This window comes from Synechococcus lacustris Maggiore-St4-Slac (assembly GCF_024345595.1).
GTDB lineage: Bacteria > Cyanobacteriota > Cyanobacteriia > PCC-6307 > Cyanobiaceae > Synechococcus_D > Synechococcus_D lacustris.
Genome location: NZ_JAGQBK010000001.1, coordinates 203862 through 228135 on the forward strand (window position 1 = coordinate 203862; position 24274 = coordinate 228135).

Here is a 24274-nt window from a genome sequence, read left to right on the forward strand (position 1 = left end):
ATGGGCGACCATAGCGCTCGACAGCCATGGCACCGTTAGTAGTATCTGAAGAACCGTTTGATAATTGCCATGATCCCCATCGTTATTGAGGATTCGGGACGGGGTGAGCGCGCCTTCGATATCTATTCGCGGCTGCTGCGTGAGCGGATTATTTTTTTAGGGGAGCCCGTCACCTCTGATTCTGCCAATAGAATCGTTGCGCAATTGTTGTTTTTGGAAGCGGAAGATCCTGAAAAAGATATATTTTTATATATTAACTCACCGGGGGGTTCTGTTTACGACGGCCTTGGAATATTCGACACTATGCAACATGTAAAACCAGATGTGCAAACCGTATGTGTTGGCTTGGCCGCCAGCATGGGCGCCTTTTTGTTAGCCGCTGGGGCAGCTGGCAAGCGCAGCAGCCTGCAGCATTCGCGAATCATGATTCATCAACCCCTTGGGGGCGCCCAGGGCCAAGCTTCTGATATCAGAATCCAAGCAAACGAGATACTATTTCTTAAAAAACGCCTTAATGAAGAATTGGCCAGTCGTACTGGTCAACCGCTGGAAAGAGTTCAAAAAGATACTGATCGTGATTTCTTTATGTCACCCGTTGAAGCTGTTAATTATGGCTTGATTGATAAAGTTATCGATCAACGCCCCATTCACGTGGTCTGATTAAGTGTGATTACTTGATTAAGCCAAATTAGGTTAAATAAAATTAAACTAATTGATTAATTTTTTGTGGCTGTCCCGCAGCTGGCTCCAGATTTGTTTTATTTCGGCGTAGGCCACTTCCTGACTTACTTTGCCATTCCCTTGTAGGGCAACAATTAGGCCAACTCGTTCTGCAAATTGCTCAAGATTCTGGTGAAAAGCTAATCTTTCAGGCGTCCAATCTTCGCCTCTGTAGTTACTGAATGCCTCCAGGGGGGAATGGGTTCCTTCCTCCCCCTCAGGGATAGGATTGTTTAAGGGGGAACCCATCTGAGTCATTAAATTAAGCCATAAGCTTAGTTATTATGCACCCTTAGGGGCTGGCAGGCAGTAGCGGCGAGAACCTTTCCTTTTCAGGAATAGCAGCAAATGTACTCACAACCTCCCTAAACTTATCGCCATCAAGGCTTTCACTCTCGATTAAAAGTTCCACTAAACAATCCATACAGGGACGCTGCTGCTCTAGAAGCGCCAAGGTGTCTTGATAGCACTTATCAACAATCAATCTCACCTGACCATCGATGCGATTGGTGATGGAGTCGGATACATCGCTGCGCGTCATTAGGTCGCGGCCAACAAAAACCTCTTGATTGCCCGCTTCAAGGGACATCGGACCCAGTTCGCTCATGCCAAATCGGGTAACCATTTGGCGTGCCATCCCGGCCACCTGCTGAATATCACCAGCTGCTCCAGTGGTTACTTCGGCATGGCCAAAAACAATTGCCTCTGCAGCACGGCCCCCCAGGGCACCCATGATGCGTGCCCTTAGTTGGGCACGGCTAACCAGCATTTGCTCCTCATCTGGGGAGAACCAGGTGAGGCCCTGGGCTTGTCCCCTGGGAATGAGGGTTACTTTCTGAACGGGATCATGGTGTTGAACCAGGGTTCCCACTAGGGCATGACCCACTTCGTGATATGCGATCAAACGCTTGCTGCGGCCATCGGTAAGGGGTGTACCTTCCATGCCGGCAATTACACGATCTACGGCGTCGTCGATCTCAGCCAAACCGGTGGCAGTTTTGCGGCGCCGCGCTGTGAGGATTGCAGCTTCATTAAGTAGGTTGGCGAGATCAGCACCGGTGAAGCCAGGGGTGCGCCTAGCGATCATTTCAAGGCTCACATCTTCCGCCAAGGTTTTATTGCGTGAATGCACCTTTAAAATGGAAAGCCTGCCCTTGATGTCAGGGGCATCCACACTCACCTGACGATCGAATCTACCCGGACGCATCAGGGCGGAGTCAAGAACATCAGCCCTGTTTGTTGCAGCAATAATTATCACTCCGTTATTACCTTCAAATCCGTCCATTTCAGTGAGCAGCTGGTTAAGGGTTTGCTCCCTTTCGTCGTTGCCGCCACCGATACCAGCGCCCCTTTGACGGCCTACAGCATCTATTTCATCGATAAAAATCAAACAAGGGGCATTCTCCTTAGCCCGCTTAAACAGGTCCCTTACTCGGCTTGCACCCACACCAACAAACATCTCAACAAATTCTGAGCCGGCCAGGGAAAAGAAGGGCACACCAGCTTCGCCGGCGATGGCTTTTGCCAGGAGGGTTTTACCGGTTCCAGGGGGGCCTACAAGGAGCACACCCCTTGGAATAGTTGCACCAACGGCAGTAAATCTTTCCGGCTGTTTGAGAAAGGTAACTACTTCCTGGAGATCTTCCTTTGCTTCTTCAACTCCCGCCACATCATCAAATTTAACTCCGGTTTCAGCCTCCATTAAAAAGCGGGCTTTTGTTTTGCCGAATTGCATGGCCTGGCCAGGGCCCCCAGGCATATTTGAGGAGCGGCGAGCCAATAAAACCAAAGAGCCAATGAGTAAAAGAGGAAATAACAAATTGCCTAAAACACCTAGAACAGGCGGAGCACTGCGGGGGGGATGGATATCAAAACTGATCCCTTCTTCTTTTAATTTATTAACCAGTTCTGGTGCTAATCCAGGCAAATCAACCCGTAAACGTTGAACACGGTTGTCGATATCTGGATCAACGGCTTCTACAACCGCACTGCGGCCACCATCAAAAATATCTACAGAAGTTACCCTTCCAGCATCCACATAATCGAGGAAGCGGCCGTAGGTCATGCGGGCTACGGCACTGTTGCGGGGTGCCAAATTTGGTTGATTAACAACCCGTGCCGGGCCACCGTTAGCAATTACCTGCCAGAGCAGAAATAAACCTAAGGAGATAGGTAACGCCCAAAGCAGAACGGTGCGCCAACGGTTGTTCATGGATGGTTTTGCAGCCGCTGGCCAAAATTGTTTCGTAATTGTAAAGACCCTGAGAAGCCAGCGGGGCTCCCCCAGCGCTTTATTGCTTCAAAAGTTCAGTTACTGCCCATTGCAGCGATGGGGCAAAGGGTCGGATTTCAGCATTTTTTGGGCTTAAAACCTCACCACTGCGCAGTTCTTCCAAGCTGGCTAAAACCATGTCTTGACCCTCCAGGAGCGTTAGCTCCGTTAAGGGCACCCCAAGGGAACCACGGAAGAAATGGGCCACCCTTTGGGGGCTGCTTTGCACAAACCAGGGTTCTAGCTGGGTGGAGGTCCAGTTGATTTCCTCCAATAGCTCCCTTTGCACGGCTTCCATGGCTGTTTCCCCTGGCTCCAGATGACCGCCAAAGAGGGCCCAGGTGCCCGGATACACGATTCCGGCAACGTCGTCCCTTAACTGCAGTAGCCATTTGCCCTGGCGCTCGAGCATGGCAAGGGCAACCTCTGGTGGATTCACAGGCGGCGCAGGGCAACAATTGGATCTAATTGGGCGGCCCGCCTTGCAGGCACCACCCCAAAAAAGAGGCCAATGGAGCCAGATAGGGCAACGGTGCTAGCAACGCTGGCCAGGCCGATGGCCGCTGGCAGGGGCGTTAAGGCCGCTACCGCCAGAACTGCCCCGAGCCCTATCAGGCTGCCCACCAACCCCCCCAAGCTCGACACCACGAGGGCTTCCACAAGAAATTGCAGCAACACATCGTTGCTGCGGGCACCTACGGCCTTGCGAAGGCCGATCTCTTGGGTGCGTTCACTTACAGATACCAACATGATGTTCATGATGCCAATACCTCCCACCAGAAGTGAAATCGCGCCTATGGCGCCAAGCATCAAGGTGAGGCCCCCGGTGATTGTTCCCACAATTGAAAGGGCATCTTTTTGGGAGCGCACAGCAAAGTCGTCTTCCCTGAGGATTTTGTGGCGCAGGCGCAGCAGATTACTGATCTGAAATTTGGCGGCACTCACCGATTTTTCATCTTTTGCTTCCACGCTCACAAAACTGAGGGAGGTGCCAAAGGTGGGATCTCTGCCACTCAGCCGACTCACCATGGTGCTGAGGGGCACGTAGGCGGCATCATCTTGGTTTTGGCCAAGAAAAGCTCCTTTTGAAGCCATGATCCCCACCACCTGGAACGACTGATTGCGGATGCGTATCTCCTTGCCGATTGGATAGCCCCCTGGCAGTAGGCGCGCCGCCAAGTCGGGGCCCAGCACCGCCACATTGCGGGCGCCTTGGAGGTCGGCATCACTAAAAAAACGACCCTGGGCCATATCAAAACGTCGCACCGCTAAAAATTCGGGGGTGATCCCGGAAACCGTTGCAGTGGCGCTTAAATCCCTTGCCCTTACCGTTTCGCTCAGGGTGATTTGGGGTGCCACACGGCCCACGCTTGGCACTTGCTCAAGGATGGCGTTGGCATCTTCTAAAACCAAGGTTTTGGGCGTTTCAATGCCGCGTCTACGGGTGTCGTTGTTGCCAGGCACCACAAACAACACATTTGCCCCAAGGGTGCTTAGTTGACCCTCTGCCAAGTTTTGAGCCCCCTTTCCAACCCCCACAAGGGTGATTACAGAGGCATTGCCAATCACGATGCCAAGCATTGTTAATGCTGAGCGCAAGCGATTCGAACTCAGGGCCCCAAGGGCCATGCCAATGGTGTCTTTTATGGGTAAACGGGCACTCATGGCCGATTAGCCAATGTTGTCGGCGCTGCTGTGGTCGTGCACATGGGTACCCCGGTGAACCACCCCATGGCGTATGTCAAGCGTAACTACCTCACCTTGGCGCACATCACTGGTTACCTGTGCAACGCCCACAATCACGGGAATACCCAACCGTTGGCCGATAACAGCGGCGTGGCTTTGACTGCCGTCTTCCTCTGTGATCACCCCGCCGGCGCGGCGAATCGCCTCCAGGTATGAAGCGGTGGTGTGGGACACCACCAAAATCTCACCGGGCTCGATGCCAGCTGCCTCCTCAGGGTTTTGGGCCAAGCGCACCTTGCCGCTAACGGAAGCATTACCAAAACCGGTACCCCTGCCCAACACCGCAGAAACGATCCCAACTTTCACCAAATCAGTGGAACCACTCACGCCACTGAGGGTGCCGGCGGTTTGCACCACCAGGTCGCCCTCCTCTAGCAATCCCTGTTCTTGGGCAACACCCATGGCAATGCTGAAGGTGCGGCTGGTGGAACTTTGGGTGCTGATCACCAATGGATTAACGCCCCAAACCAGTTGCAGCTGACGGGCCACCTTCACATCGCTGGTAACAGCAAGGATGGGCGTGGAGGGGCGGAACTTACTCACATTTCTTGCCGTTGCACCACTTTTGGTTAAGGGCAGGATCGCGGCTGCATCCAGTTGATTTGCGATGGTGCTCACCGCTTGGCTGATTGCATTGGGAATCGTGCTGGCCAGCTGGGTATCCGGTTGGCGGTTTGGATAATTTTGCTCGATGCGCCTGGCGATGCGAGCCATGGTTTCCACCGCCTCCACCGGGTATTGGCCCACGGCGGTTTCGTTTGAAAGCATCACAGCATCGGTGCCATCGAGAATCGCATTGGCCACATCACTTACCTCGGCCCTGGTGGGCCTGGCGTTTGTGGCCATGCTGTCGAGCATTTGGGTGGCGGTGATTATCGGGATGCCCAACGAATTGGCCTTGCGGATTAATTCCTTTTGCAGCAGTGGCACCTCCTCTGCTGCCATCTCCACGCCGAGGTCACCGCGGGCAACCATTACCCCATGGCAGAGGGGCAGGATTGAATCGATTTGATCAATCGCTTCAAATTTTTCTATTTTTGCGATCACTGGGGTTCTATGGCCAAGGCTGCGAATCAACTCGCGAATCTCCTCCATATCTGATGGATTGCGCACAAAGCTCAGGGCAACCCAATCCACCCCCAGCTGTAAGCCAAAGGCGAGGTCGTTGCGATCTTTAGCGGTTAGTGCCCGCACGGAAAGCAACACATCGGGGAAATTAACCCCCTTGTTATTGGAGAGCACCCCCCCCACGGTTACTTTGCAATGGAGGGTTTGTTCCTGTTGATCGATCCAATCAACCAGCATTTCCACCTTGCCGTCGTCCATCAGGATTCGACTGCCGGGTGGCACTTCAACCGCCAATTTGTCGTAGGTAACGGTGGCGATGTGTTGATCGCAGGCCACATCCCTTGCCGTTAGGGCAAAAGGGTCGCCTTTAGCCAGGGTTATGGGGCCAGCGTTAAACCTACCGAGACGAATTTTGGGTCCTTGTAAATCTTGAAGAATGCCCACATGCATTCCCAATTTGTGGGCTACCTGACGAATTGTGGCTGCCCGCTGGGCATGTTCAGAGTGGTCGCCGTGGGAAAAATTGAGTCGAAAGGTGGTGGCGCCCGCAAGAATTAACTCGCGAATCATTTCCGGCGATTCGGTGGCGGGCCCGATGGTGGCGACAATCTTGGTGCGTCGCTGCAGGTCGGGCTTTGGCATGAACCGGGCTTGAGACGCAGCGGAAGCTATCACCCTACAGATCAAATGGAACTCAATTCCTATCAGCTCCTTGCCCGGCGAACGGCCCTCTACCCCCACCGAGGCAACAACATCCTTTATCCCACCTTGGGCCTGTGCGGTGAAGCCGGAGAAGTGGCAGACAAGGTAAAAAAGGTGTTACGTGATGGCGCCGGTGAGTTCAATAGCGAGCAAAAGCAGGCAATCGCCATGGAATTGGGCGATGTGCTCTGGTATGTGTCCCAATTGGCTGATGAGTTGGGTTTTGGCCTTGAGGCCATAGCCGAGGCAAATTTAGAAAAACTGCAAAGCCGCGCTGCCCGTAACGTGATCTCCGGCAGTGGTGATCAACGTTGATGGCTTCTTTACTGGGTTTACTTCTGGCAATTCTGTTGTTTTGGGCGCCCCCTGCTCTGGCAGCGGTTTTGCAGGTGTTGGAGGTAAAACTTGAACCCTGCCCCCAGGCCGATGTGGGTGCCCAACCGGAATTTCGCAGGCCCCTAGGGGCCAGCTGCTATGCCCTCAGCGGCGAGGTGCTGAACAGTGGAGCTAAACCGGTGGTTGATACCGATGTATTTGCCCAAATACTTGATGCCAGCGGAGAACCGGTTTTGCAAAATCGCACCAGGGTTGGCTCCATCGGTGATGTGCAGCCAGGCCGTTCTGCCTTTGCCCTAAGGCTTTCGGTGCCTGCTGGCACCCCTGGCCCCCTTCAGGTGAGCCACGCCAAGGCCAAGGGCTTTAGCGCGCCCGTAAGGGCTAGGGCGGGTGTTAACGATGAACGTTTACCGCTTGAGCTGGAATTGAACTTGGAAGAATAAAAAAATTACTGAAAAGAGCTGAATGATGGTGCGGTGCTCATCGCCAACTGGCTCAGCAGGCCACCACCAATCTGCAGGGCAAAAAAGGCCACCAAAGCTGATAGATCAAGGCCGCCCAGGGGGGGGATAAGCCCGCGAAAAACATTCAGGTATGGGTCGGTTATCGAGCTCAAGGTTGAGAGCAATGGATTGCTCCAATCGAGGTTGGGGAACCAGCTCAGCAGCACCCGCACCACCAAAACAAATGTGTAAATACTGAGGGTTTGGGCAAGCACCTGCAGAAAGGAGCTGAGGAGGAGGCTGCTGTCCATGGGATTAGGCGAATGGTTTAAATCTATCCAGCCTCACCGCCAGCGCTGCTTTTTACGCTGAAAGTGCGATGGAATTTTTCCGTGAGGCTTATCCAGAAAGAGCGGCCATCGCTTTGGCGCCTTCTTTCAATGAAACCCTGCTCCACCAGCTCTTTGATGTGGTCGTAGGCGCCGCTGCCCCGCAGGTCTACCAGCTCCGATTGCAGGATGCGTTTTTTTAGGGCAACGGTGGCAAGGGTGCGCAGGCTGGCCGTGCTGAGGTCTACGGGAACCAATTCCTGCACTAGATCACTGAGGTCGGCCCGTAATTGCAAACTGAAGCCAGCACTTTCCTGGCGGATTTCCAAGGCGGTGTCGCGATGGGCGTAGTCGGCCATCAAGGTAATCAGGGCAAGTTCCACCTCTTCAGGGGGGGAATGCACAAGCTCACTGAGTTGATGCAAGCTGAGGCAGCGGCCCTTCAAATAGAGCACTGCCTCAAGTTGGGCCGGTAGGGAAAGGTTTGGATTTGCCACGGTTCACTTTAGCCATGCTCAAGTTAGAATGTTCAAATTAGAAATGTTTACACTTGCAATAATCACACCAGAAATAATCACATCAGAGGATATTCACCAGAGGAAATTCACCAGAAGTAATCACACCAGAAATAATTGATAGGCCGGATTCTTGGTTTCATCTGCCCAAGGCACCTTGAGCTGCCTAAGGAATTGCTGCCAATCACTTGATTGCTGCTTAGGAACCTGCACGCCCAGCACGATTCTTCCCACATCAGAGCCTTGATTGCGGTAGTGAAAAATCGAGATATTCCAACAGGGGTTTAATTCTTCAACAAAAGCCATCAAGGCACCTGGCCTCTCGGGAAATTCAAAGCGATAGAGCAATTCCTCCAGGTTGTTATCGCCAGATCCTTGGGGTAGGCGTCCGCCCACCATGTGGCGCAAGTGCAACTTTGCTAATTCATTGCCTGAAAGGTTCACGCAGGGAAAGCCCGCATTGATCAGCTTTTCAGCTAGGGCGGCAGCATCAGCTTTATTAATAATTTGTACACCGATAAAAATTTGAGCCTTCACCCCAGCAGCTAAGCGATAGCTAAATTCGGTGAGGTTGTGGGTGCCAAGCAAACGGCAAAATTGCCGCAAACTTCCGGCCCCCTCGGGAATTTCAACGGCAAACATCGCCTCCCGTTCTTCACCCAATTCGGCCCGTTCAGCTACAAAACGCAGCCTTTCAAAATTCATATTTGCGCCGCAGGCCACGGCCACCAATTGCTGACCCTTCGGGCGGCCTACGGCATCGGCCTTAAGCCCAGCTATGGCGAGGGCTCCGGCCGGCTCAAGAATTGAGCGGGTGTCTTCAAAAACATCTTTAATTGCCGCGCAGATGGCATCGCTATCCACCGTTACCATCCGATCCACCACCTGCTGGGCGAGCCGAAAGGTTTCCTGTCCCACTTGTTTTACGGCTACCCCATCGGCAAATAAACCCACCTGGTCAAGGCACACCCGCTTGCCGGCGGCAAGGGATTGGGTCATGGCATCGGCATCCACAGGTTCCACGCCGATGATCTCCACATCTGGCCACAGTGATTTCACGTAGGCGCCAACGCCGGCGATCAAGCCACCACCGCCAACTGCAAGGTAGATGGCATGGGGGGGCTCAGGGCACTGACGCAATATCTCCAGGCCGATGGTGCCCTGGCCAGCGATCACATCTGGATCATCAAAGGGGTGGATAAAACAAAGCTTGCGCTCGGCTTCCAATTCGCGGGCCCGTTCATGGGCTTCGTCGTAGGTATCACCGTGGAGCAACACCTCAGCACCCAGCCTTTGCACCGCTTCCACCTTTGTTCGCGGCGTTGTGAGGGGCATCACGATCAAAGCTTTGCAGCCAAGTTTTTGGGCCGCCAGGGCCACCCCCTGGGCGTGGTTGCCGGCACTTGCTGCGATCACCCCCTGCTCACGTTGCTTTTGGCTCAGTTGCACCATCTTGTTGAAGGCGCCGCGCAATTTGAATGAAAAAACCGGTTGCAGGTCTTCCCTTTTGAGTAAAACCCTTTGCCCAAGCCTTGCCGACAAGGTGGGTGCTGGCTCTAGGGGGGTAACAAGGGCTACGTCGTAGACCCTCGCCCTCAGGATTCGTTGTAGGTAACCCTGCATTGCGCCTCATTTCACACCTATATCTTCAGCCTTGGTGTGGGGGGCCTAGATTTAGTTACCACAGAAACGCGGCGGAATGCACCTCAGTGAGCTGAGTCATCCGAATCAATTGCACGGCCTAACCCTGCTGGAATTGGAGGCAATTGCCCGCCAGATCCGTGAAAAGCACCTGGAAACTGTTTCAACCAGCGGTGGTCATCTGGGCCCTGGCCTTGGGGTTGTTGAACTAACCCTGGCCCTCTATCAAACCCTCGACCTCGACCACGACCGGGTTGTTTGGGATGTGGGTCATCAGGCCTATCCCCACAAATTGATAACCGGCCGCTACGGCCAATTCCACACCCTTAGGCAACAGGGGGGAGTGGCTGGCTACTTAAAACGTTCTGAGAGCCGCTTTGATCATTTTGGCGCTGGCCATGCTTCCACAAGCATCTCCGCTGCCCTTGGCATGGCCCTGGCCAGGGATCGCCAGGGCCTAAGCCATAAATGCGTTGCCGTAATCGGTGATGGCGCCTTAACCGGTGGGATGGCCCTAGAGGCGATAAACCATGCGGGGCATTTGCCCCACACCAAATTCATGGTGGTGTTAAACGACAACGACATGTCGATATCACCACCGGTGGGGGCACTTTCCACCTATCTAAACCGGATGCGTTTAAGCCCACCGGTGCAATTTCTTAGTGGCAGTGCTGAGGAAGCTGTAAAAAGTTTGCCTTTTATGCACGGACAATTGCCATCGGAGTTGAGTCGTTTAAAGGAGGGAATGAAACGCCTAGCCGTGCCGAAAGTTGGGGCGGTATTCGAAGAGTTGGGATTCACCTATATGGGACCAGTTGATGGCCACGACATGGCTGCAATGATGCGCACTTTTCAGGCAGCCCACCGCTGCGATGGGCCTGTTTTAGTACATGTAGTTACCACCAAAGGCAAGGGATATCCCTATGCGGAAGCTGATCAAGTTGGTTATCACGCCCAATCTGCCTTTGATTTATCCACCGGAAAATCTTTTCCAGCAAAGCGACCAAAACCACCGAGCTACAGCAAAGTGTTTGGTCAAACCCTTGTGAAACTCTGCGAGCAAAACGGCAATATTGTTGGCATAACAGCAGCGATGGCAACCGGTACCGGATTAGATCTGCTTCAAAAAGCACTACCGCAGCAATACATAGATGTTGGTATTGCTGAACAACATGCAGTAACCCTTGCAGCCGGCATGGCAGCCGACGGATTAAGGCCAGTTGCTGCCATCTACAGCACCTTTTTGCAAAGGGCTTACGACCAACTAATTCATGATGTTGGCATTCAAAATCTTCCCGTTTGTTTTGTGATGGATCGGGCAGGCATCGTGGGAGCCGATGGTCCCACCCACCAGGGTCAATACGACATTTCTTACCTGCGCTGTATTCCGAATTTCACGGTGATGGCCCCGAAGGATGAGGCGGAATTGCAGCGGATGCTTGTTACTTGTATTGCCCATCCAGGACCCACAGCCCTTCGCATACCAAGGGGCGAGGGAGAAGGCGTTCCCTTGCTGGAGGAAGGCTGGGAGCCCTTAGAAATTGGCAGGGCTGAACAATTGGCTGAAGGTGATGATCTGCTGATCGTTGCCTATGGGGCCATGGTGGCGCCCGCCATGGCAACAGCCGGATTGCTCCAGGAGCAGGGGATAAGGGCTGCGGTTGTTAACGCCCGTTTCCTGAGGCCCCTTGATGAAAGTTTGCTTGTGCCCATGGCCCGCCGCATCGGCAGGGTAGTAACGATGGAGGAGGGGTGTCTGGCGGGGGGCTTTGGCGCTGCCGTGCTCGAGGCCCTTCAGGATCACGATGTGTTGGTACCGGTTTTACGCATTGGAATCCCCGACCAACTGGTAGACCACGCCAGTCCGGATCAATCCAAGCAGTCCCTTGGCCTCACACCAACCCAAATGGCCCAAAGGATTTCCGATAAATTTGGCGTTGCCCTAAACCATCAATACCGCGAAGCTCAACCGGTGTGAGTGGAGACTTTTGAGGTTTTAGTTGCTGGTGCTGGCCCAGCGGGGGGGGAGTTGGCCCGCTGTTTGGCCCAGGCCGGAGTGTCTGTTTGTTTAGTTGATCGTTTGGCTGATATGCGGCAGGCGGCATTTAGCAGCGCTGCCCTGCCCCTTGCCAGTGTTAGCCGTTTTGGTTTGCCTGCGGAGGTTTTGGCAGCTAGCTGGCACGGTTGGCAGCTGCTCGGACCGAATGCTATTTGGCATCAATGGCAGCAACAGCATGCCCTGGGGGCGGTGTTGGATTTTGGCGCCCTGCGCCACTGGTTAACGGTTCAGGTTCAGGCCCTTGGTGGTGAAGTGCGGCTCGCCAGCAGCGTTGTTGCAGTGGAAACCAATTCAAACAGGAATCAATTAATTACCAAATTGAGGGATCCCCATGGAAAAATCACAAAGGTGAAATCCAATTGGGTGGTTGATGCCACAGGCCAAAGCCGTTGCTTGATTGGTGAAACCAGCAACCTTGTTAAAGACCACCTACTGCTCGGAATCGGGCTTGAGTGGTTGTTAAAGGTAGATATGGGCCGTTGGCAGCACTGGAGTAAGAAACTCAGCTTTGCGCTTGGCAGTAGCTGGGTTCCCAATGGTTATGGCTGGGTATTTCCGATGCAGCCTGGCCTGTTGAAGGTGGGTGTGTGTCGTTTGCCTCCTCCTTGGCAAAGCAAGCAGCTAGGTGGCCTTGCCCTTGGCCTATTGCAAAAGCAACTCCTCAAGGAGCTGGATTTGGGGGGAGCAACGGTTATTAATCGCCATGGCGGGGTGATCCGCAGCCGGGTGCAGCGGAGTGATTGCCATGGCCGTGGGCGGTTGCTTGCCCTTGGTGATGCAGTTAGCACCGCAAATTTGTTGGGTGGAGAGGGCATACGCCATGCCATGGAGAGCGCCAGGGTTCTATTGCCCTTGTTGCTCGATGCCCTTGCCAATCCAGGCGATGAAAAAGCAAATCAAGGCTTGATTAAAACCTATAAAAAAAAGCTCCAGGGGCAATTGGGAACCCGCTGGAGCTTGAGTGGACGCCTTGCTAAACGCACTTGGTGGGGCCTGGATAACAAGGCGGCAGATCAACGCATGGAGCGGTTGCTGCAGGGGCTAAACCATTGCAGCGCTGCGGATTTATCGGAACTGCTTTTTAACTACCGCTTTGAACGCTTTGGCCTGAGGGCTCTTCCCTATTTATTTGGCTAGGGGCTGGTGTTCAAAGAACACCAGAAGCTGCAAGGCCTTGAATTGCACCGATTCCGATGATGTGGCCAAGGCTGGTGGTGGCCAAAAGGGCGCCGTGGCCAAAGCCGCCAAAGAAACTGTTGTTTGGTAGAGCCAAACCCTCGTTTGGATATTTGATGGTTGCTTTGCCAATGGCGATGGCAATTACGTTGCAGAGGATCATCACTAAACCCACCTTGGGGGTCCAAGTAACCACTGCGGGGGTGAGTGCCAGTACTGGGCTGATCAGGGTTGGAATAACAGTCATTTTTTAGGGGGCCTTGGTGCGGCTAGTTGATCATCTTGCCCTGGGGCGGATTGTGCCGCAGGCCGTAAGACTTGTTCACTGCCGAAACCTAAAAGCAACACCAAATTGCTAAGGCTCAGGAATGCTTCTGCGCCGCCATGGAGCCAATCCACGTTGGCCAATTCCTGCCCATAGCGGTTAAGGGCAATGGTTGCTGCGCCAATGGTGATCGCCACAAATAAAAGTGTTAATGCAAAGCCCCAAAGGGCGAGAGGCGGAAAACGGCCACTGCGTTTTGCCCACCAAAGGAAAAGAAGGTATGGCAGCAGGGATGCTGCAAATAAAGGTGCTGCTGGATCGTTCATGGCAGCTGCGGTTTGGCCGAACGGGCAATTAACCAGGCGGCAGCCGCTAAGCAGCAGTTGCCCAGCAGGGTGAGGCTTGCTTGCAGGGTTACTAACCAGTGCAAGTCAATGCTGTTATCAAAAAGGTGCCAGGTGCAGGCGCAAAGGGCACTAGCTAAGGCGGGCACCATGGCAAGGGCAAGCCAGCGCCATTCAGGCTCATGCTTTCTTTCTCCCCAGGCAACCACAGCAGCCATTGCAAGTAGCCACTCCAGCACCGAGCTGAGGTGAATAACCCAGGTGTGAAAGGAAAGGATGTGCATTGCTGGCAATTTAGTAATGCCATGGCTCACACTGACAGGGGCATGGACGATCGCTGTGGTTCCCTCCCCAAACAAATTGCTGATCTGCGGTTATTACGGCGAACACAATCTTGGGGATGATGCTCTACTCCAGGCGCTTTTGGCCCAGGTGGGTGCTGGTTGCAATGTTGTTGTTACCGCAGCGGATCAGGTTCAAGTAGCTAAACGATTTGGTGTTCAAACCTGCAATCGCCGCAGCCTAAGCAGCACTCTTAGGGCATTGGCCCGTTGCGAGCTATTGATTTTTGGTGGTGGCAGTTTGCTGCAAGACAGCACAAGTTTTAAAAGTTTGATCTTCTATGCAGCCCTGATAATCGCGGCCCGGTTGCAGGGCAAAGCGGTTTTACTTTGGGGCCAGGGGCTGGGGCCCTTGAAGCGCTGGCCCAGTAGGCAATTGGTGCGTTTTCTCCTGGCAATTGTGCAGGCTGCCAGTTGGCGTGATCCAGGCTCCGCCGGATTGGCCCGCCAATTGGGCCGCAGCCCCATGGCCCCCGACCCCATTGGTGCTGATCCCGTGTGGTGCCTAGCCAAAGGCCATTGGCGCGGCCGTGGCGGACCAATAATTTTGGCTTGGCGGCCCACAGCATTGCTGCAAAACCACCAGTGGCGGGTTTTGCTTGAGGCCGTAGCCCAATTGGCCGAGCAAAACCATCGCCAGGTGTTGTGGATGCCTTTCCATGCCCATCAAGACCGGGGTTTATGGCAACAGCTCTATGCAAGGGGGCTGATGCCGGAATCCCTATGGAGATGCTCAAGGGAACTTTGCCTTGAACGGCCTGAAGAGGCCATGGCAGAGGCATCCCTGGCTGGGTTGGTGTTGGCAATGCGTTTGCACGCTCTGATCCTTGCCGCCTTAACTGGAGCACCCTGCACTGCCCTCAGCTACGACCCAAAGGTGGCAGCAGCAGCAGCAGGTTTGGGGTGCCCTTGCCTTGATTTGGCAGAGGTGCCTAACAATTCAGAAACTATTTATTCCAGCTGGAATAAACAACTGGATAAACCGCTATTGGGCGATCAAATAAATATTCAAATTAATAGCTCAGCAGTACATGGAATAATGCTAAAAAAGCAACTCAAACCAAGTTATTAATAATTAAAAAATTACCAAAAATTAAATTAGTAAAACAAGTTATCAAAAATTAAATCATTAAAAATCAACTTGTAAAATCAAACCTTGGCGAGGTTTACGCCCAGTTCCTTTGCAAAAGCACCTAAGCCCTTCTTTTGAACAGTGCGCAGGGCCCTGGTGGAAAGCCGAATTTTTACCCAGCGGTTCCCTTCAGCCCACCAGAGCCTGCGGTATTGCAGGTTCACCTGCTGCAGCTTTTTGGTGCGCACATGGGAGTGGCTAACGGCCATGCCGTTGTTGGCCCGTTGACCGGTTAGCTGGCACACCCGAGACATCTACTGAATTCCAAATAAGAACTAGCCCACTAGCTTAGCAAAGGAGCGGGGCATTGATTCAGAGGCCCCGCTCCATCAGCTGCCCCATCAGATCGCAACTGCGTTGTTGAAAACCAGCCAGCTGATTTGGCTCGAGGCCACCCACGGCCAACCTGGCCATCTCATAGAGGTGGCGGCTCAGCTGTTCCGCTAACACCTGGCTTGGGGAATTGGCCCCAGGGCTGGTTGTGAGCACCGCTCCAGATGAAAGCTTCAGCAATCCATCCACAAGGCGGTGACGACGGTTTACGAGCAGCACGTGGTGGTCTGGTAGGCCTGGCAGCCTCTGTTCCATCAGGGCTCCCATGTCGTTTAGGCGGCGCATCTGCTCCGGCAGAAGAATTAAGGCTGCCGGTGCGTTTTCGCCCTTAAGGCTCTGCACCTGAATGGTGATTTTGTCGTTTGATAGCGACTGCTTGAATAGATCGCGCAATTTTTCGCTTGCTTCTTTGCCATCGGCATCGGCAAGGCTTGGTTCCTGCTCTTGAAGGCTTGAATCCAGCTCGGAATCAACCCGCTGAAATTTCAATTCACCATGGCGCATTTCAAGCCAAGGAATGAATTGAGCATCAATTAATGAATCAGCCAACAAAACTTCAGTCCCCTGGCCCTGCCAGAGGGCAAGGGCGCCGGCCTGGGCGGCTTCGTCGTTGCAATAGAGAACCCGTTCCTTGTGATTTGCATCGGTGCGGGATGTGTAGCCGCTAAGGGTGGTGAAACTCTTTTCAGCGAATCGGATTGGATCTGGCTCTGGAGCGTCGCCCTGCTCATCGGAATTATCTGTCTTTAAGGTGGTGCCAAATAAAATTATTTCTGCAATTTGATCAGCAAACTTATCATCTTCCATGGCACCAATTTTAATAAATGGAGCCACTGAATCCCATATTTCGGCATATCTGCTTGGATTATTTCGTTTTAATTCCTTGAGACGATCACCAACTTTTTTAGCAACAAAACCACCAATTGAGCGCACCTTGCGATCGGTTTGTAAGGCTGATCTGCTTACGTTTAAGGGGATGTCTGGTGAATCGAGCACCCCGCGTAAAGGCAGCAGGTAGCGGGGAACAACCTCCTTAATTGAATCGCTTACAAATACTTGGTTGCAGTAAAGCCTAATTTCGCCCTTGTCCCAGTCCCCTCGGCCAGCGAGCTGGGGAAAATATAATATTCCTTGTAAATTGTATGGGTAATCGGTATTTAAATGCACCCATAGCAAGGGGTCGCCTTGAAAAGGATAAAGATAGCGATATAAATTAAGGTAGTCTTCGTCTTTTAAGTCCCTTGGGCTTTGTCTCCAGGGCGCCTCACGCTTGTTTACTGTTTCCCCATCGAGCTGAACTGCAACCGGCATGAAATCACAATAAGTTGTTATTAGATTGCGTATTCTTGCTGGCTCAATATATTCGAGTTCCTCATCTTGGAGATGTAAAATTATATCGGTGCCCGGTTCAGCCCTCTCGCCAGCTTCAAGGCTGAAGTTTGGCGAACCATCACAGCTCCAGCGCACTGCTTCTGAACCATCTTTTGCGCTGAGGCTGAGCAACTCCACCTGTTTTGCAACCATGAAGCTGGAGTAGAAGCCAAGGCCAAAGTGGCCGATAATTGCATCGCTCTCCCGTTTGTATTTCTCTAGAAATTCCTCTGCGCTGGAGAAGGCAACTTGATTTATGTAGCGCTTCACCTCATCGGCTGTCATGCCGATGCCGTTGTCGCTGATGGTGAGGGTATTGGCTTCCCTATCTATTCGTATTTGAATGCAACCTTCAGGTCCTTCGCTGCAATCTCCAGCCATGGCAGCCATGCGCCTTTTGCTGATGGCATCGGTGCCATTACTAACTAATTCCCTAAGGAAAACCTCGTGGCCGCTATAAACTGCCTTCTTGATTATTGGAAAAATATTTTCGGTGTGAATCTGTATCTGACCTTTTTCTTCTAGCACCGTCATGGGTAGATCAATTAAAAACTTTTCAACCTTAGGCAGCTGCTCCTCCAAAGCTCAAGGCCCCTTGAGGGTGGGTTCTCCGAACCGGCTTAGCTGATTTGCTGTAGTTCAGGGCGTTCCTCAGGCAAAATTGCACCCTCAACCGGGCACACCTGCAGGCAAATGCCACAATCGATGCAGGTTTGAAAATCAATCCAATAAAAGGCTGTTCCCTTGGGATTTGCCCCTTTGCCGGGGTGTATGCAGGCAACGGGGCAGGCATCAACACAGTCGGCAATGCCTTCACACACGTTGCTGATGATCGTGTGGGCCATCGGATTAATCCTCGTTAATGAAACTCTAAAATCCCAAAAGCAAAAATGCTTGTTGGTTGATTAAAGATTGGAATCGAGCTTTTAGCTGAGCCAGTTGAGCAAGCTGATGCCTCGGGCCGCAGCATGATTTTCTGCCTCCTCTTTTGTGTTGCAGGGGTGAGGCCAAAGTTCAGCCTGTTCGCCGCGGCGGTGGCACTGCTGCTGGAGGTTTAGGGCTTGGTTCAGCAGCTCAGATCGCTGAAATGCCACGAGCCAACAGTTTTTGTTTGGAAGGGGGGCATGGCCGCTGGCATTGCCAAGCAAAACCCGCACCTCGCCAACGGAGAAACTAAAGCCCACCCCTGTGACCTCGGCATCTAGAGGGCTGAATTTTTTCAATAATTTGTTGTAGCGGCCACCGTTGGCAATGGCCACTGGTGCATGGGGCCCCTGGCACACCAATTGCATTACCAAGCCGTCGTAGAGGGCGAATTGGGGTTGAAAGGTTGGATCTAGTTGCAAGCGAATTCCAGCGCTGGCAGCAAGGGGCGCTATCGCCGAAAGCAACTCCTCAAGCTCATCCAGCAGTGCTGCAGGGCCAAGCAAGTTTTTAAGTTTTTCCAACACCAGCTTTGGCGTTCCCCTCAATTTGATTATTTGCAGCAGCAGTTGCAGTTGATTGTTGTTTATGGCTATTTGTTTTAAACCCAGCTGATCCCCATGGCAGAGGGCCCGGCGGCAATTTTGCTGAACAGATGGCTCAATTTTTTCAAGCACTAGTTCAAGCAGCCCTTGGTGACCGATTAATAAACAGGGGGCGTGCTTTTCGTTTAGGGGGAGATGCCCTGCGGCATCAAGCAAAAGCCTGAGCAATTCAGCATCCCCAGCTGGGCTGGCGCTACCCATTAATTCAACGCCGCTTTGTAGTTGCTCGTTGATTTTTGGATTTTCGCCATCAAGCCTTTCAGCCAAAAAGATCGAGCCGCTGTAATGCAGTCGTAAAGGCCTTTGCAGCGCCTCGAGCCGAGTGCAAGCGGCCCTGGCAATGCTGGCTGTCATCTCTGGCCGCAGGCCTAAGGGCTCATCTGCAACAACCTGTAAAACCTGGGCTGAGGCGATAGCCCCCCCAGCTTCAAGGGTGTCTAAACGTTCGATGCTGGGGGGTGTTACCTCGCTGTAACCCCATAGCTGATAAACCTCAGCGAGGCGATCACAAATCCATCGGTTTGCCCCCACATCCTGGGGCAAAAGATCGCGGGCGCCGCTGGCGGGCTGCAAGGCCATGGGTGCTTACGCAACATCGGCCAAATCCTATGCTTTGTAAATCTCTTTAGGCATCGGTTGGCAGCTAGATAAACCAGCCAATAAAGGCTCCATAAGCCCTGGGCTGGATGCCACAACCCTGCCACTAGCAAGATCCAGCCCTGAACCGTTGTAATCACACACAACTCCTCCGGCCGCCTCAATTAGGGCAACACCTGCTGCCAGGTCCCACGGCTGCAAACCCCTTTCCCAGTAGCCGTCTAGCCGCCCTGCTGCCACAAAGGCCAAATCAAGGGAGGCGGCGCCACCGCGTCTAACCCCATGGCTGCGGTGGGAGAAATAACAAAATTCGGTGTAGTTGTTGTTTTGCACTTCAAAGCGGTCGTAGGCAAATCCAGTTACCAGTAGTGATTCGCTTAAATCGTTGCAACCGGAAACTTGAAGCAGATCGCCGTTGCAATAGGCGCCTAGGCCATGGCCCCCCCAATAAGACTGCTGCAGGGCTGGGGCTTCAATGGCACCAAGAATTGGCTTGCCATTTTTTAGAAGCCCAACTGAACAGGCAAATAGGGGAAACCCATGGGCGTAGTTCGTGGTGCCATCAAGGGGATCTACGCACCACTGCAATTCGCCAAGGGGGCCTTGCAGGCCTGCTTCCTCGGCCAACACACCTATGAGCGGGCTGCGCTGATGCAGCACAGCAAGAACGGCTGCCTCAGCTGCTAGATCAGCTTCCGTAACCAGGTCGCCGGGCCTGCCTTTGCTACGCACTTGCTCAAGCTTTCCCCAGTGCTTCTCTAAGGCATTGGAGCCAGCGGCCGCCGCTTCTTTGGCTATTTCAAGCAGTTCTAAGGGGCTTTGAGTGGGCATTGATCAATGGTCCTCAAGGGGGATTGCTTTGCGCACCCTGCCGCGGGCGAAGGCTTGGCCAAATTGCAATAAATAAACCTCATCCTCGGCTTGGGTTTCTGCAACCAAGGCGCCGCTCACCTGGGCAACGCAAAGGAGGGCATAGCCCTTTTGCTTAAGAGCGCGCGAAAGGCCAAGGGCTTCCGGCTGCTCCAGGTTGCCCTCAAGCACCCTTACGGCGCAAGCGGTGCAACAGCCATTCCTGCAGCTGAAGGGCAATGGCGTGCCAAGGGCTTCAAAGCCCTGGAGCACGTAGGAACCCTCTGGCAGATTGGCACTATGGGTTTCCCCCCGTTGCCGGTCGTGGATGGTAACCCGATGAAGAACAGCCATGGGGAGTTAAGGGTTCAACTGCTAGGTTGCCACGGGCTATTCAAAGCCAGTTAAGGAGAGGTGGCCGAGTGGTCGAAGGCGCAGCACTGGAAATGCTGTATAGGGGCAACTCTATCGAGGGTTCGAATCCCTCCCTCTCCGTTTCAATTTGCAGCATGGCTACCTTGCCTTAAAGAAGCCACAAAGAAAGCTGCCCATTATTCGGATACAGATTTTGTGGGAATTGTGGTTCTAGTGAGCAGCCGATCCGGATCAGTTGTTTTTGGTGTGGCAATTGGTTTGTTGCTAGCCCCCCTATCCGCAAGGGCCCAAATCGGTTCAATAAGCAGCAGTGGCTCCAGCACCGTCGCCCCCATAACAGACCTGGCGATCAAGGAATATCGCAAAACTAGTGCTGCTGGCAAAGCATTATTCACGCCCGTAGTTGTTAATGGAACTGGGGCTGGTTTTAGGGATTTTTGCTCTGGAAAAACTGCAATTAGTAATGCATCACGGCCCATTAACACAAAGGAACTAAAAGCCTGTGCTGCAGCAAAAATTGATTTTTATGAACTGCCTATCGGCTTTGATGCGCTAACGGTAGTAGTTAATTCTGCAAACACCTGGGCAAAGGATATTTCCTTGATCGAACTTAAAAGACTTTGGTCCCGCGACGCCCAGGGCAAGGTGGAACGCTGGAATCAGGTGAATTTAGATTGGCCTGCAAAGCCAATTAATCTTTATGGACCTGGCAAGGATTCAGGTACATACGAATATTTTAACAAGGCTATTAATGGCGATGCTGATAATTCTAGGGCCGACTATAGCAGCAGTGAAGATGATAATATTATCGTAAAGAATATCAGCTCAGATCCCAATGGCCTCGCCTATTTCGGCTTTGCCAATTACAAGGCTAATCAAGCCAAACTCCGCGCCCTAGCAATCGAGGGAGCAAAGGGCAGTGTTCTGCCATCTATCAGAAATGTTCAAAATGAAACCTATCAACCACTTTCAAGGCCAATATTTATTTATATTAATGGCAATCAAATAAAAAATAATCCATCCCTTAGGGCATTCATTGGCTTTTATTTGAGAAATGCAGCTGGTTTTGTTGCCAAAGAAGGCTACATTCCCCTATCTAATTCGCAATATCGAATCGTAGAAAATAAGCTGTTCCGTGATGTTCGCGGTAGTTCTTTCGCTGGTGAACTCCCCGTGGGAGCTGGCATAGGTGAATTACTTAATAAAAGCATCGATAGCAATAAAAGGCCAGAATTCCGCAATTAAAAAACCTCCCCTTGGGGAGGTTTTTGTATCTAGCTTGTGGGGATAGCCTATATATTTAGATCAACCAAACCTACCGCTCACATATTCTTGGGTTGATTGTTGCTTTGGATTATTGAAGATGTTGGCTGTTTCATCAAATTCAACTAAGTAGCCCACCTTGCCACTGCCACCTTCAACGGCAACGGCATTGTAGAAGGCGGTCATGTCTGATACACGCACAGCCTGTTGCATGTTGTGGGTAACAATCACAATCGTGAACTCTTTCTTCAGTTCGTGCATTGTTTCTTCAACTTTTAGAGTTGAGATCGGATCGAGCGCTGAGCAGGGCTCATCCATCAGAATTACATCAGGTTGGGTGGCGATTGTGCGGGCAATACAAAGCCTTTGCTGTTGGCCACCAGAAAGGGAATAACCACTTTCTTGAAGTTTGTCTTTGCATTCGTCCCAAACTGCCGCCCGGCGCAGGGAACGCTCAACCAACTCGTCCATGTCGCCGCTGTAGCCGTTTATCCTTGCCCCAAAGGCAATATTTTCATAGATACTTTTTGGAAATGGGTTTGGCCTTTGAAACACCATGCCAATGCGCCTGCGCACTTCAACGGGATCCACCTTGGGTTCGTATAAATCCTGGCCTTCATAAATAATTCTGCCTTTTAGGCTAAAGCTTGGGATCAAATCATTCATCCGGTTAAAGCAGCGCAAAACAGTGCTCTTACCGCAGCCAGAGGGTCCGATGAATGCAGTAACCTTGCCGCGGGGCACCTCTAGAAAAACACTCTTAACAGCTTCAAAGGAGCCATAGCTGATCGTTACGTTGTCGCAGGTGATAGCAACCTGGTCGTCGGGAACGTCGGTGATGTGGGTGGTGAAGGTCATTTGAATTTCTTAGTGGAGATTTTTGTGTAGCTTGACAGTGGCTTGTTAACGCTGGGCAAAGCCAGAAATCCAGCGGGCAAAGATGTTCATTCCCAAGATCATAATTACCAAAACGAAAGAGGCCGCCCAAGCCAGAGTTATTTGAGCCTCGTAGGGCATGATTGCAAAATTAAATATCAAAACAGACATTGTGGCGAGCGGTTTGAAAATACCCTCTGGCCAGAAAGGTGAAAAGAGTGCAGTAAATATAAGTGGAGCTGTTTCACCGGCGGATCTGGCAATTGCTAAAACAATGCCGGTTGCAATGGGTGCTACCGCAGCGGGTAACACAACCTTCATTGTGGTAACAAACTTAGATGCCCCAACGCCAAGGGCACCCCATCTGAGTTCTTGGGGTACGAGCTTTAAACCTTCATCTGTGGTTTTAATAATTGTTGGGAGCATCAGCACAGATAGGGCCAAGCCGCCGGCTACAGCTGAATAACTATTACCAAACAAAACTCTTGTTGAAATTACCAAACCATAGATAAACACACCGGCGATAATTGAGGGTACACCCGCCAATACATTGGTACCAAATCTCACAAATTCTGCAAATTTATTGCCCTGGGAAAATTCAGCCAAATAAATGCCACCACCAACGCCTACTGGAACTGAAAATACAACCGAAATTAGGGTTACAAGTAGGGTGCCCAAAAGCGCATTTCCAATGCCACCGCCTTCAAGTCCTGGTGGGGGTGGCAATTGAACAAACATTAATGGCCTGATAACTGAAATACCCTTAAAGAGCACATAGGCAATAACAAAAATCAGCGGCAGAACGGCAATTGCTGCAAACGCGGAGGCCAGGCCAGTCATGAAACCGTTGGCCTGGTTCCTAAGTAGACCTGGTTTGCGGTGCAGTGACGTTGGACTGAAATTGGAAATTGATGATGTCATTTTAGTAAATTAAAGTTTTGGGTGAGATTGATTTGTTGTTACTCATATTTTAAGCTCAACCGCTTAACTATCCATTGGGCTAGCACATTAACAATAAAAGTTATTATCATTAAAACCAAAGCCGCATACATTAAAGCTGAAACCTGTACGCCATCAGCTTCGCCAAACTGGTTGGCAAGTAGTGCAGCAATAGTATTGCCAGGGGCAAACCAAGAAAGATTAAAGCTTGTTGAGTTGCCGATAATCATCGTTACAGCCATCGTTTCTCCCATGGCCCTGCCAAGGGCAAGCATGATTCCGCCGATAATTCCAGAAATGGCTGCTGGTAAGAGAACTTGAAAAATTGCAGTCCAGCGGGTTGCACCAATTCCGTAGGCGGCCTGGCGTAGATCAGGGGGCACTTGATTTAAGCAATCCCTTGAGATTGCCGTGATAATCGGCAGGAGCATAACCACCAAGATTAAAACGGCAGGCATAAAACCTGGGCCGTTGGCGGGCGTGCTGAAAAAAGGAATAAATCCCAAGTTGTTATGGATCAAGTTCAATACTGGCCTGATCGATGGCTCAAGAACAAATATCGCCCATAATCCCAAAACAACGGAAGGAATTGCAGCGAGCAACTCAACCATATTTGAAATGATCGTTCGATATTTCAAGGCGATAAAATTTTCAGTTAAGAATATTGCAGTGCCAACACCGAGAGGAACAGCTAAAACCAATGCCAACACAGAGGTTAAAATTGTGCCATATATGGCAGTGAAGGCACCAAATTTCTCTTCAACTGGATTCCAGGTGGTGCTGGTGAGAAAGTTAATACCAAATAATTTAATTGCCTCCCTCGCTTCCCAAAAAACAACAAGAAATATGCCAAAAAGAATAATTCCCACCAGAGCTGCCAGCGCAGTTACCAAAGAGCGGAAGCCGTTGTCTAGCAATTTGTCACTTGCTGGTCTGTGGCGCAGGGTGTAGAGCAGATCTCTGCGGGTTGCTTCCATAAATAAAATTGCAGAACCCTAAGCATGCTGGAGGATGCTTAACTGCAAGTTAAGCTATTTGGATAGAACAAAAAAA

Annotated in this window: 27 protein-coding genes and 1 tRNA gene; 8 read left to right on the forward strand and 20 right to left on the reverse strand. The window is 51.9% G+C overall.

Annotated features, from left to right (window positions below):
• Window positions 1–69: 69 nt before the first annotated feature.
• Window positions 70–660, forward strand: coding sequence for an ATP-dependent Clp endopeptidase proteolytic subunit ClpP (gene clpP, locus KBY68_RS01125; RefSeq protein WP_255095582.1), 591 nt, complete (start codon window positions 70–72; stop codon window positions 658–660).
• 48 nt (window positions 661–708) lie between these two features.
• On the opposite strand, the gene KBY68_RS01130 is transcribed toward clpP, so the two are convergent.
• From KBY68_RS01130 to pyk, 5 genes are all read right to left on the reverse strand, one after another.
• Window positions 709–969 (reverse strand): DUF7219 family protein, encoded by a 261-nt coding sequence (locus KBY68_RS01130; protein WP_255095583.1) that lies wholly within the window; start codon window positions 967–969, stop codon window positions 709–711.
• 43 nt (window positions 970–1012) lie between these two features.
• Complete coding sequence (gene ftsH, locus KBY68_RS01135; protein WP_255095584.1) at window positions 1013–2932, reverse strand: ATP-dependent zinc metalloprotease FtsH; 1920 nt, start codon at window positions 2930–2932, stop codon at window positions 1013–1015.
• A gap of 79 nt (window positions 2933–3011) precedes the next feature.
• Window positions 3012–3431, reverse strand: a complete 420-nt coding sequence (locus KBY68_RS01140; protein WP_255095585.1) for an NUDIX hydrolase — start codon at window positions 3429–3431, stop codon at window positions 3012–3014.
• Window positions 3428–4657: an ABC transporter permease gene (locus tag KBY68_RS01145; protein ID WP_255095586.1), complete on the reverse strand. Its 1230-nt coding sequence runs from the start codon at window positions 4655–4657 to the stop codon at window positions 3428–3430. The genes KBY68_RS01140 and KBY68_RS01145 overlap by 4 nt, the downstream gene beginning before the upstream one ends.
• 6 nt (window positions 4658–4663) lie before the next feature.
• Window positions 4664–6448, reverse strand: a complete 1785-nt coding sequence (gene pyk, locus KBY68_RS01150) for a pyruvate kinase (RefSeq protein ID WP_255095587.1) — start codon at window positions 6446–6448, stop codon at window positions 4664–4666.
• A 45-nt stretch (window positions 6449–6493) separates the two neighbouring features.
• Here pyk and KBY68_RS01155 point away from each other — a divergent pair, with 45 nt between their 5' ends.
• Both KBY68_RS01155 and KBY68_RS01160 read left to right on the forward strand, forming a co-directional pair.
• Window positions 6494–6823 (forward strand): nucleoside triphosphate pyrophosphohydrolase family protein, encoded by a 330-nt coding sequence (locus KBY68_RS01155; protein WP_255095588.1) that lies wholly within the window; start codon window positions 6494–6496, stop codon window positions 6821–6823.
• Window positions 6823–7287, forward strand: coding sequence for a hypothetical protein (locus KBY68_RS01160; protein WP_106498979.1), 465 nt, complete (start codon window positions 6823–6825; stop codon window positions 7285–7287). The genes KBY68_RS01155 and KBY68_RS01160 overlap by 1 nt, the downstream gene beginning before the upstream one ends.
• Before the next feature lie 5 nt (window positions 7288–7292).
• Here the strand turns inward: KBY68_RS01160 and KBY68_RS01165 are convergent, their stop codons facing one another.
• The 3 genes from KBY68_RS01165 to ilvA all read right to left on the reverse strand — a co-directional run bounded on the left by KBY68_RS01165 (window position 7293) and on the right by ilvA (window position 9754).
• Window positions 7293–7598, reverse strand: a complete 306-nt coding sequence (locus tag KBY68_RS01165) for a YggT family protein (RefSeq protein ID WP_106498978.1) — start codon at window positions 7596–7598, stop codon at window positions 7293–7295.
• Window positions 7599–7621: 23 nt separating this feature from the next.
• Window positions 7622–8113, reverse strand: a complete 492-nt coding sequence (scpB, locus tag KBY68_RS01170) for an SMC-Scp complex subunit ScpB (protein ID WP_106498977.1) — start codon at window positions 8111–8113, stop codon at window positions 7622–7624.
• Between the two features lie 120 nt (window positions 8114–8233).
• Window positions 8234–9754, reverse strand: a complete 1521-nt coding sequence (gene ilvA, locus KBY68_RS01175; RefSeq protein ID WP_255095589.1) for a threonine ammonia-lyase, biosynthetic — start codon at window positions 9752–9754, stop codon at window positions 8234–8236.
• A gap of 76 nt (window positions 9755–9830) precedes the next feature.
• Here ilvA and dxs point away from each other — a divergent pair, with 76 nt between their 5' ends.
• Window positions 9831–11750, forward strand: coding sequence for a 1-deoxy-D-xylulose-5-phosphate synthase (gene dxs / locus KBY68_RS01180; RefSeq protein WP_255095590.1), 1920 nt, complete (start codon window positions 9831–9833; stop codon window positions 11748–11750).
• Window positions 11751–12968: an NAD(P)/FAD-dependent oxidoreductase gene (locus KBY68_RS01185; RefSeq protein ID WP_255095591.1), complete on the forward strand. Its 1218-nt coding sequence runs from the start codon at window positions 11751–11753 to the stop codon at window positions 12966–12968. It abuts the gene before it with no gap.
• Between the two features lie 10 nt (window positions 12969–12978).
• Here the strand turns inward: KBY68_RS01185 and psaK are convergent, their stop codons facing one another.
• Genes psaK through KBY68_RS01200 form a run of 3 tightly spaced genes read right to left on the reverse strand, consistent with a single transcriptional unit; the run spans window position 12979 to window position 13900 of the window.
• Window positions 12979–13254: a photosystem I reaction center subunit PsaK gene (psaK, locus tag KBY68_RS01190; protein WP_106498973.1), complete on the reverse strand. Its 276-nt coding sequence runs from the start codon at window positions 13252–13254 to the stop codon at window positions 12979–12981.
• Entirely contained in the window at window positions 13251–13598 is a 348-nt protein-coding gene (locus tag KBY68_RS01195; RefSeq protein WP_106498972.1) for a DUF3593 domain-containing protein, read from the reverse strand. Before KBY68_RS01195 ends, psaK begins: the two co-directional genes overlap by 4 nt.
• Complete coding sequence (locus KBY68_RS01200; protein WP_106498971.1) at window positions 13595–13900, reverse strand: DUF2499 domain-containing protein; 306 nt, start codon at window positions 13898–13900, stop codon at window positions 13595–13597. The genes KBY68_RS01195 and KBY68_RS01200 overlap by 4 nt, the downstream gene beginning before the upstream one ends.
• Window positions 13901–13916: 16 nt before the next feature.
• Between KBY68_RS01200 and csaB the strand changes: the two genes are divergently transcribed.
• Window positions 13917–15029: a polysaccharide pyruvyl transferase CsaB gene (gene csaB / locus KBY68_RS01205; RefSeq protein ID WP_255095592.1), complete on the forward strand. Its 1113-nt coding sequence runs from the start codon at window positions 13917–13919 to the stop codon at window positions 15027–15029.
• Between the two features lie 77 nt (window positions 15030–15106).
• Here csaB and rpmB read toward each other — a convergent pair whose 3' ends face one another.
• The 6 genes from rpmB to KBY68_RS01235 form a co-directional block, all read right to left on the reverse strand.
• Window positions 15107–15343: a 50S ribosomal protein L28 gene (gene rpmB / locus KBY68_RS01210; RefSeq protein WP_106498970.1), complete on the reverse strand. Its 237-nt coding sequence runs from the start codon at window positions 15341–15343 to the stop codon at window positions 15107–15109.
• Window positions 15344–15401: 58 nt separating this feature from the next.
• On the reverse strand, window positions 15402–17327 hold the full coding sequence (htpG, locus tag KBY68_RS01215; protein WP_255095666.1) for a molecular chaperone HtpG: 1926 nt from the start codon (window positions 17325–17327) through the stop codon (window positions 15402–15404).
• 86 nt (window positions 17328–17413) lie between these two features.
• Window positions 17414–17638 carry a ferredoxin family protein gene (locus KBY68_RS01220; RefSeq protein ID WP_106498969.1) on the reverse strand — a complete coding sequence of 75 codons (225 nt, stop codon included), beginning with the start codon at window positions 17636–17638 and terminating at the stop codon, window positions 17414–17416.
• An 81-nt stretch (window positions 17639–17719) separates the two neighbouring features.
• Window positions 17720–18901: an ATP phosphoribosyltransferase regulatory subunit gene (locus KBY68_RS01225; RefSeq protein ID WP_255095593.1), complete on the reverse strand. Its 1182-nt coding sequence runs from the start codon at window positions 18899–18901 to the stop codon at window positions 17720–17722.
• A gap of 27 nt (window positions 18902–18928) precedes the next feature.
• Window positions 18929–19750: an inositol monophosphatase family protein gene (locus KBY68_RS01230; RefSeq protein ID WP_255095594.1), complete on the reverse strand. Its 822-nt coding sequence runs from the start codon at window positions 19748–19750 to the stop codon at window positions 18929–18931.
• 3 nt (window positions 19751–19753) lie between these two features.
• Window positions 19754–20122 carry a 2Fe-2S iron-sulfur cluster-binding protein gene (locus KBY68_RS01235; protein WP_255095595.1) on the reverse strand — a complete coding sequence of 123 codons (369 nt, stop codon included), beginning with the start codon at window positions 20120–20122 and terminating at the stop codon, window positions 19754–19756.
• Window positions 20123–20176: 54 nt separating this feature from the next.
• Between KBY68_RS01235 and KBY68_RS01240 the strand changes: the two genes are divergently transcribed.
• Together KBY68_RS01240 and KBY68_RS01245 are read left to right on the forward strand one after the other, a co-directional pair.
• Window positions 20177–20263: transfer RNA gene (locus KBY68_RS01240), tRNA-Ser, on the forward strand.
• 93 nt (window positions 20264–20356) lie between these two features.
• Entirely contained in the window at window positions 20357–21388 is a 1032-nt protein-coding gene (locus tag KBY68_RS01245) for a PstS family phosphate ABC transporter substrate-binding protein (protein WP_255095596.1), read from the forward strand.
• A 60-nt stretch (window positions 21389–21448) separates the two neighbouring features.
• Here the strand turns inward: KBY68_RS01245 and pstB are convergent, their stop codons facing one another.
• The 3 genes from pstB to pstC are packed head-to-tail and all read right to left on the reverse strand — an operon-like array spanning window position 21449 to window position 24198.
• Entirely contained in the window at window positions 21449–22264 is an 816-nt protein-coding gene (gene pstB, locus KBY68_RS01250; RefSeq protein WP_106498965.1) for a phosphate ABC transporter ATP-binding protein PstB, read from the reverse strand.
• Window positions 22265–22309: 45 nt separating this feature from the next.
• Entirely contained in the window at window positions 22310–23203 is an 894-nt protein-coding gene (gene pstA / locus KBY68_RS01255) for a phosphate ABC transporter permease PstA (RefSeq protein WP_255095597.1), read from the reverse strand.
• A gap of 38 nt (window positions 23204–23241) precedes the next feature.
• On the reverse strand, window positions 23242–24198 hold the full coding sequence (pstC, locus tag KBY68_RS01260) for a phosphate ABC transporter permease subunit PstC (protein WP_106498963.1): 957 nt from the start codon (window positions 24196–24198) through the stop codon (window positions 23242–23244).
• Window positions 24199–24274: the final 76 nt, after the last annotated feature.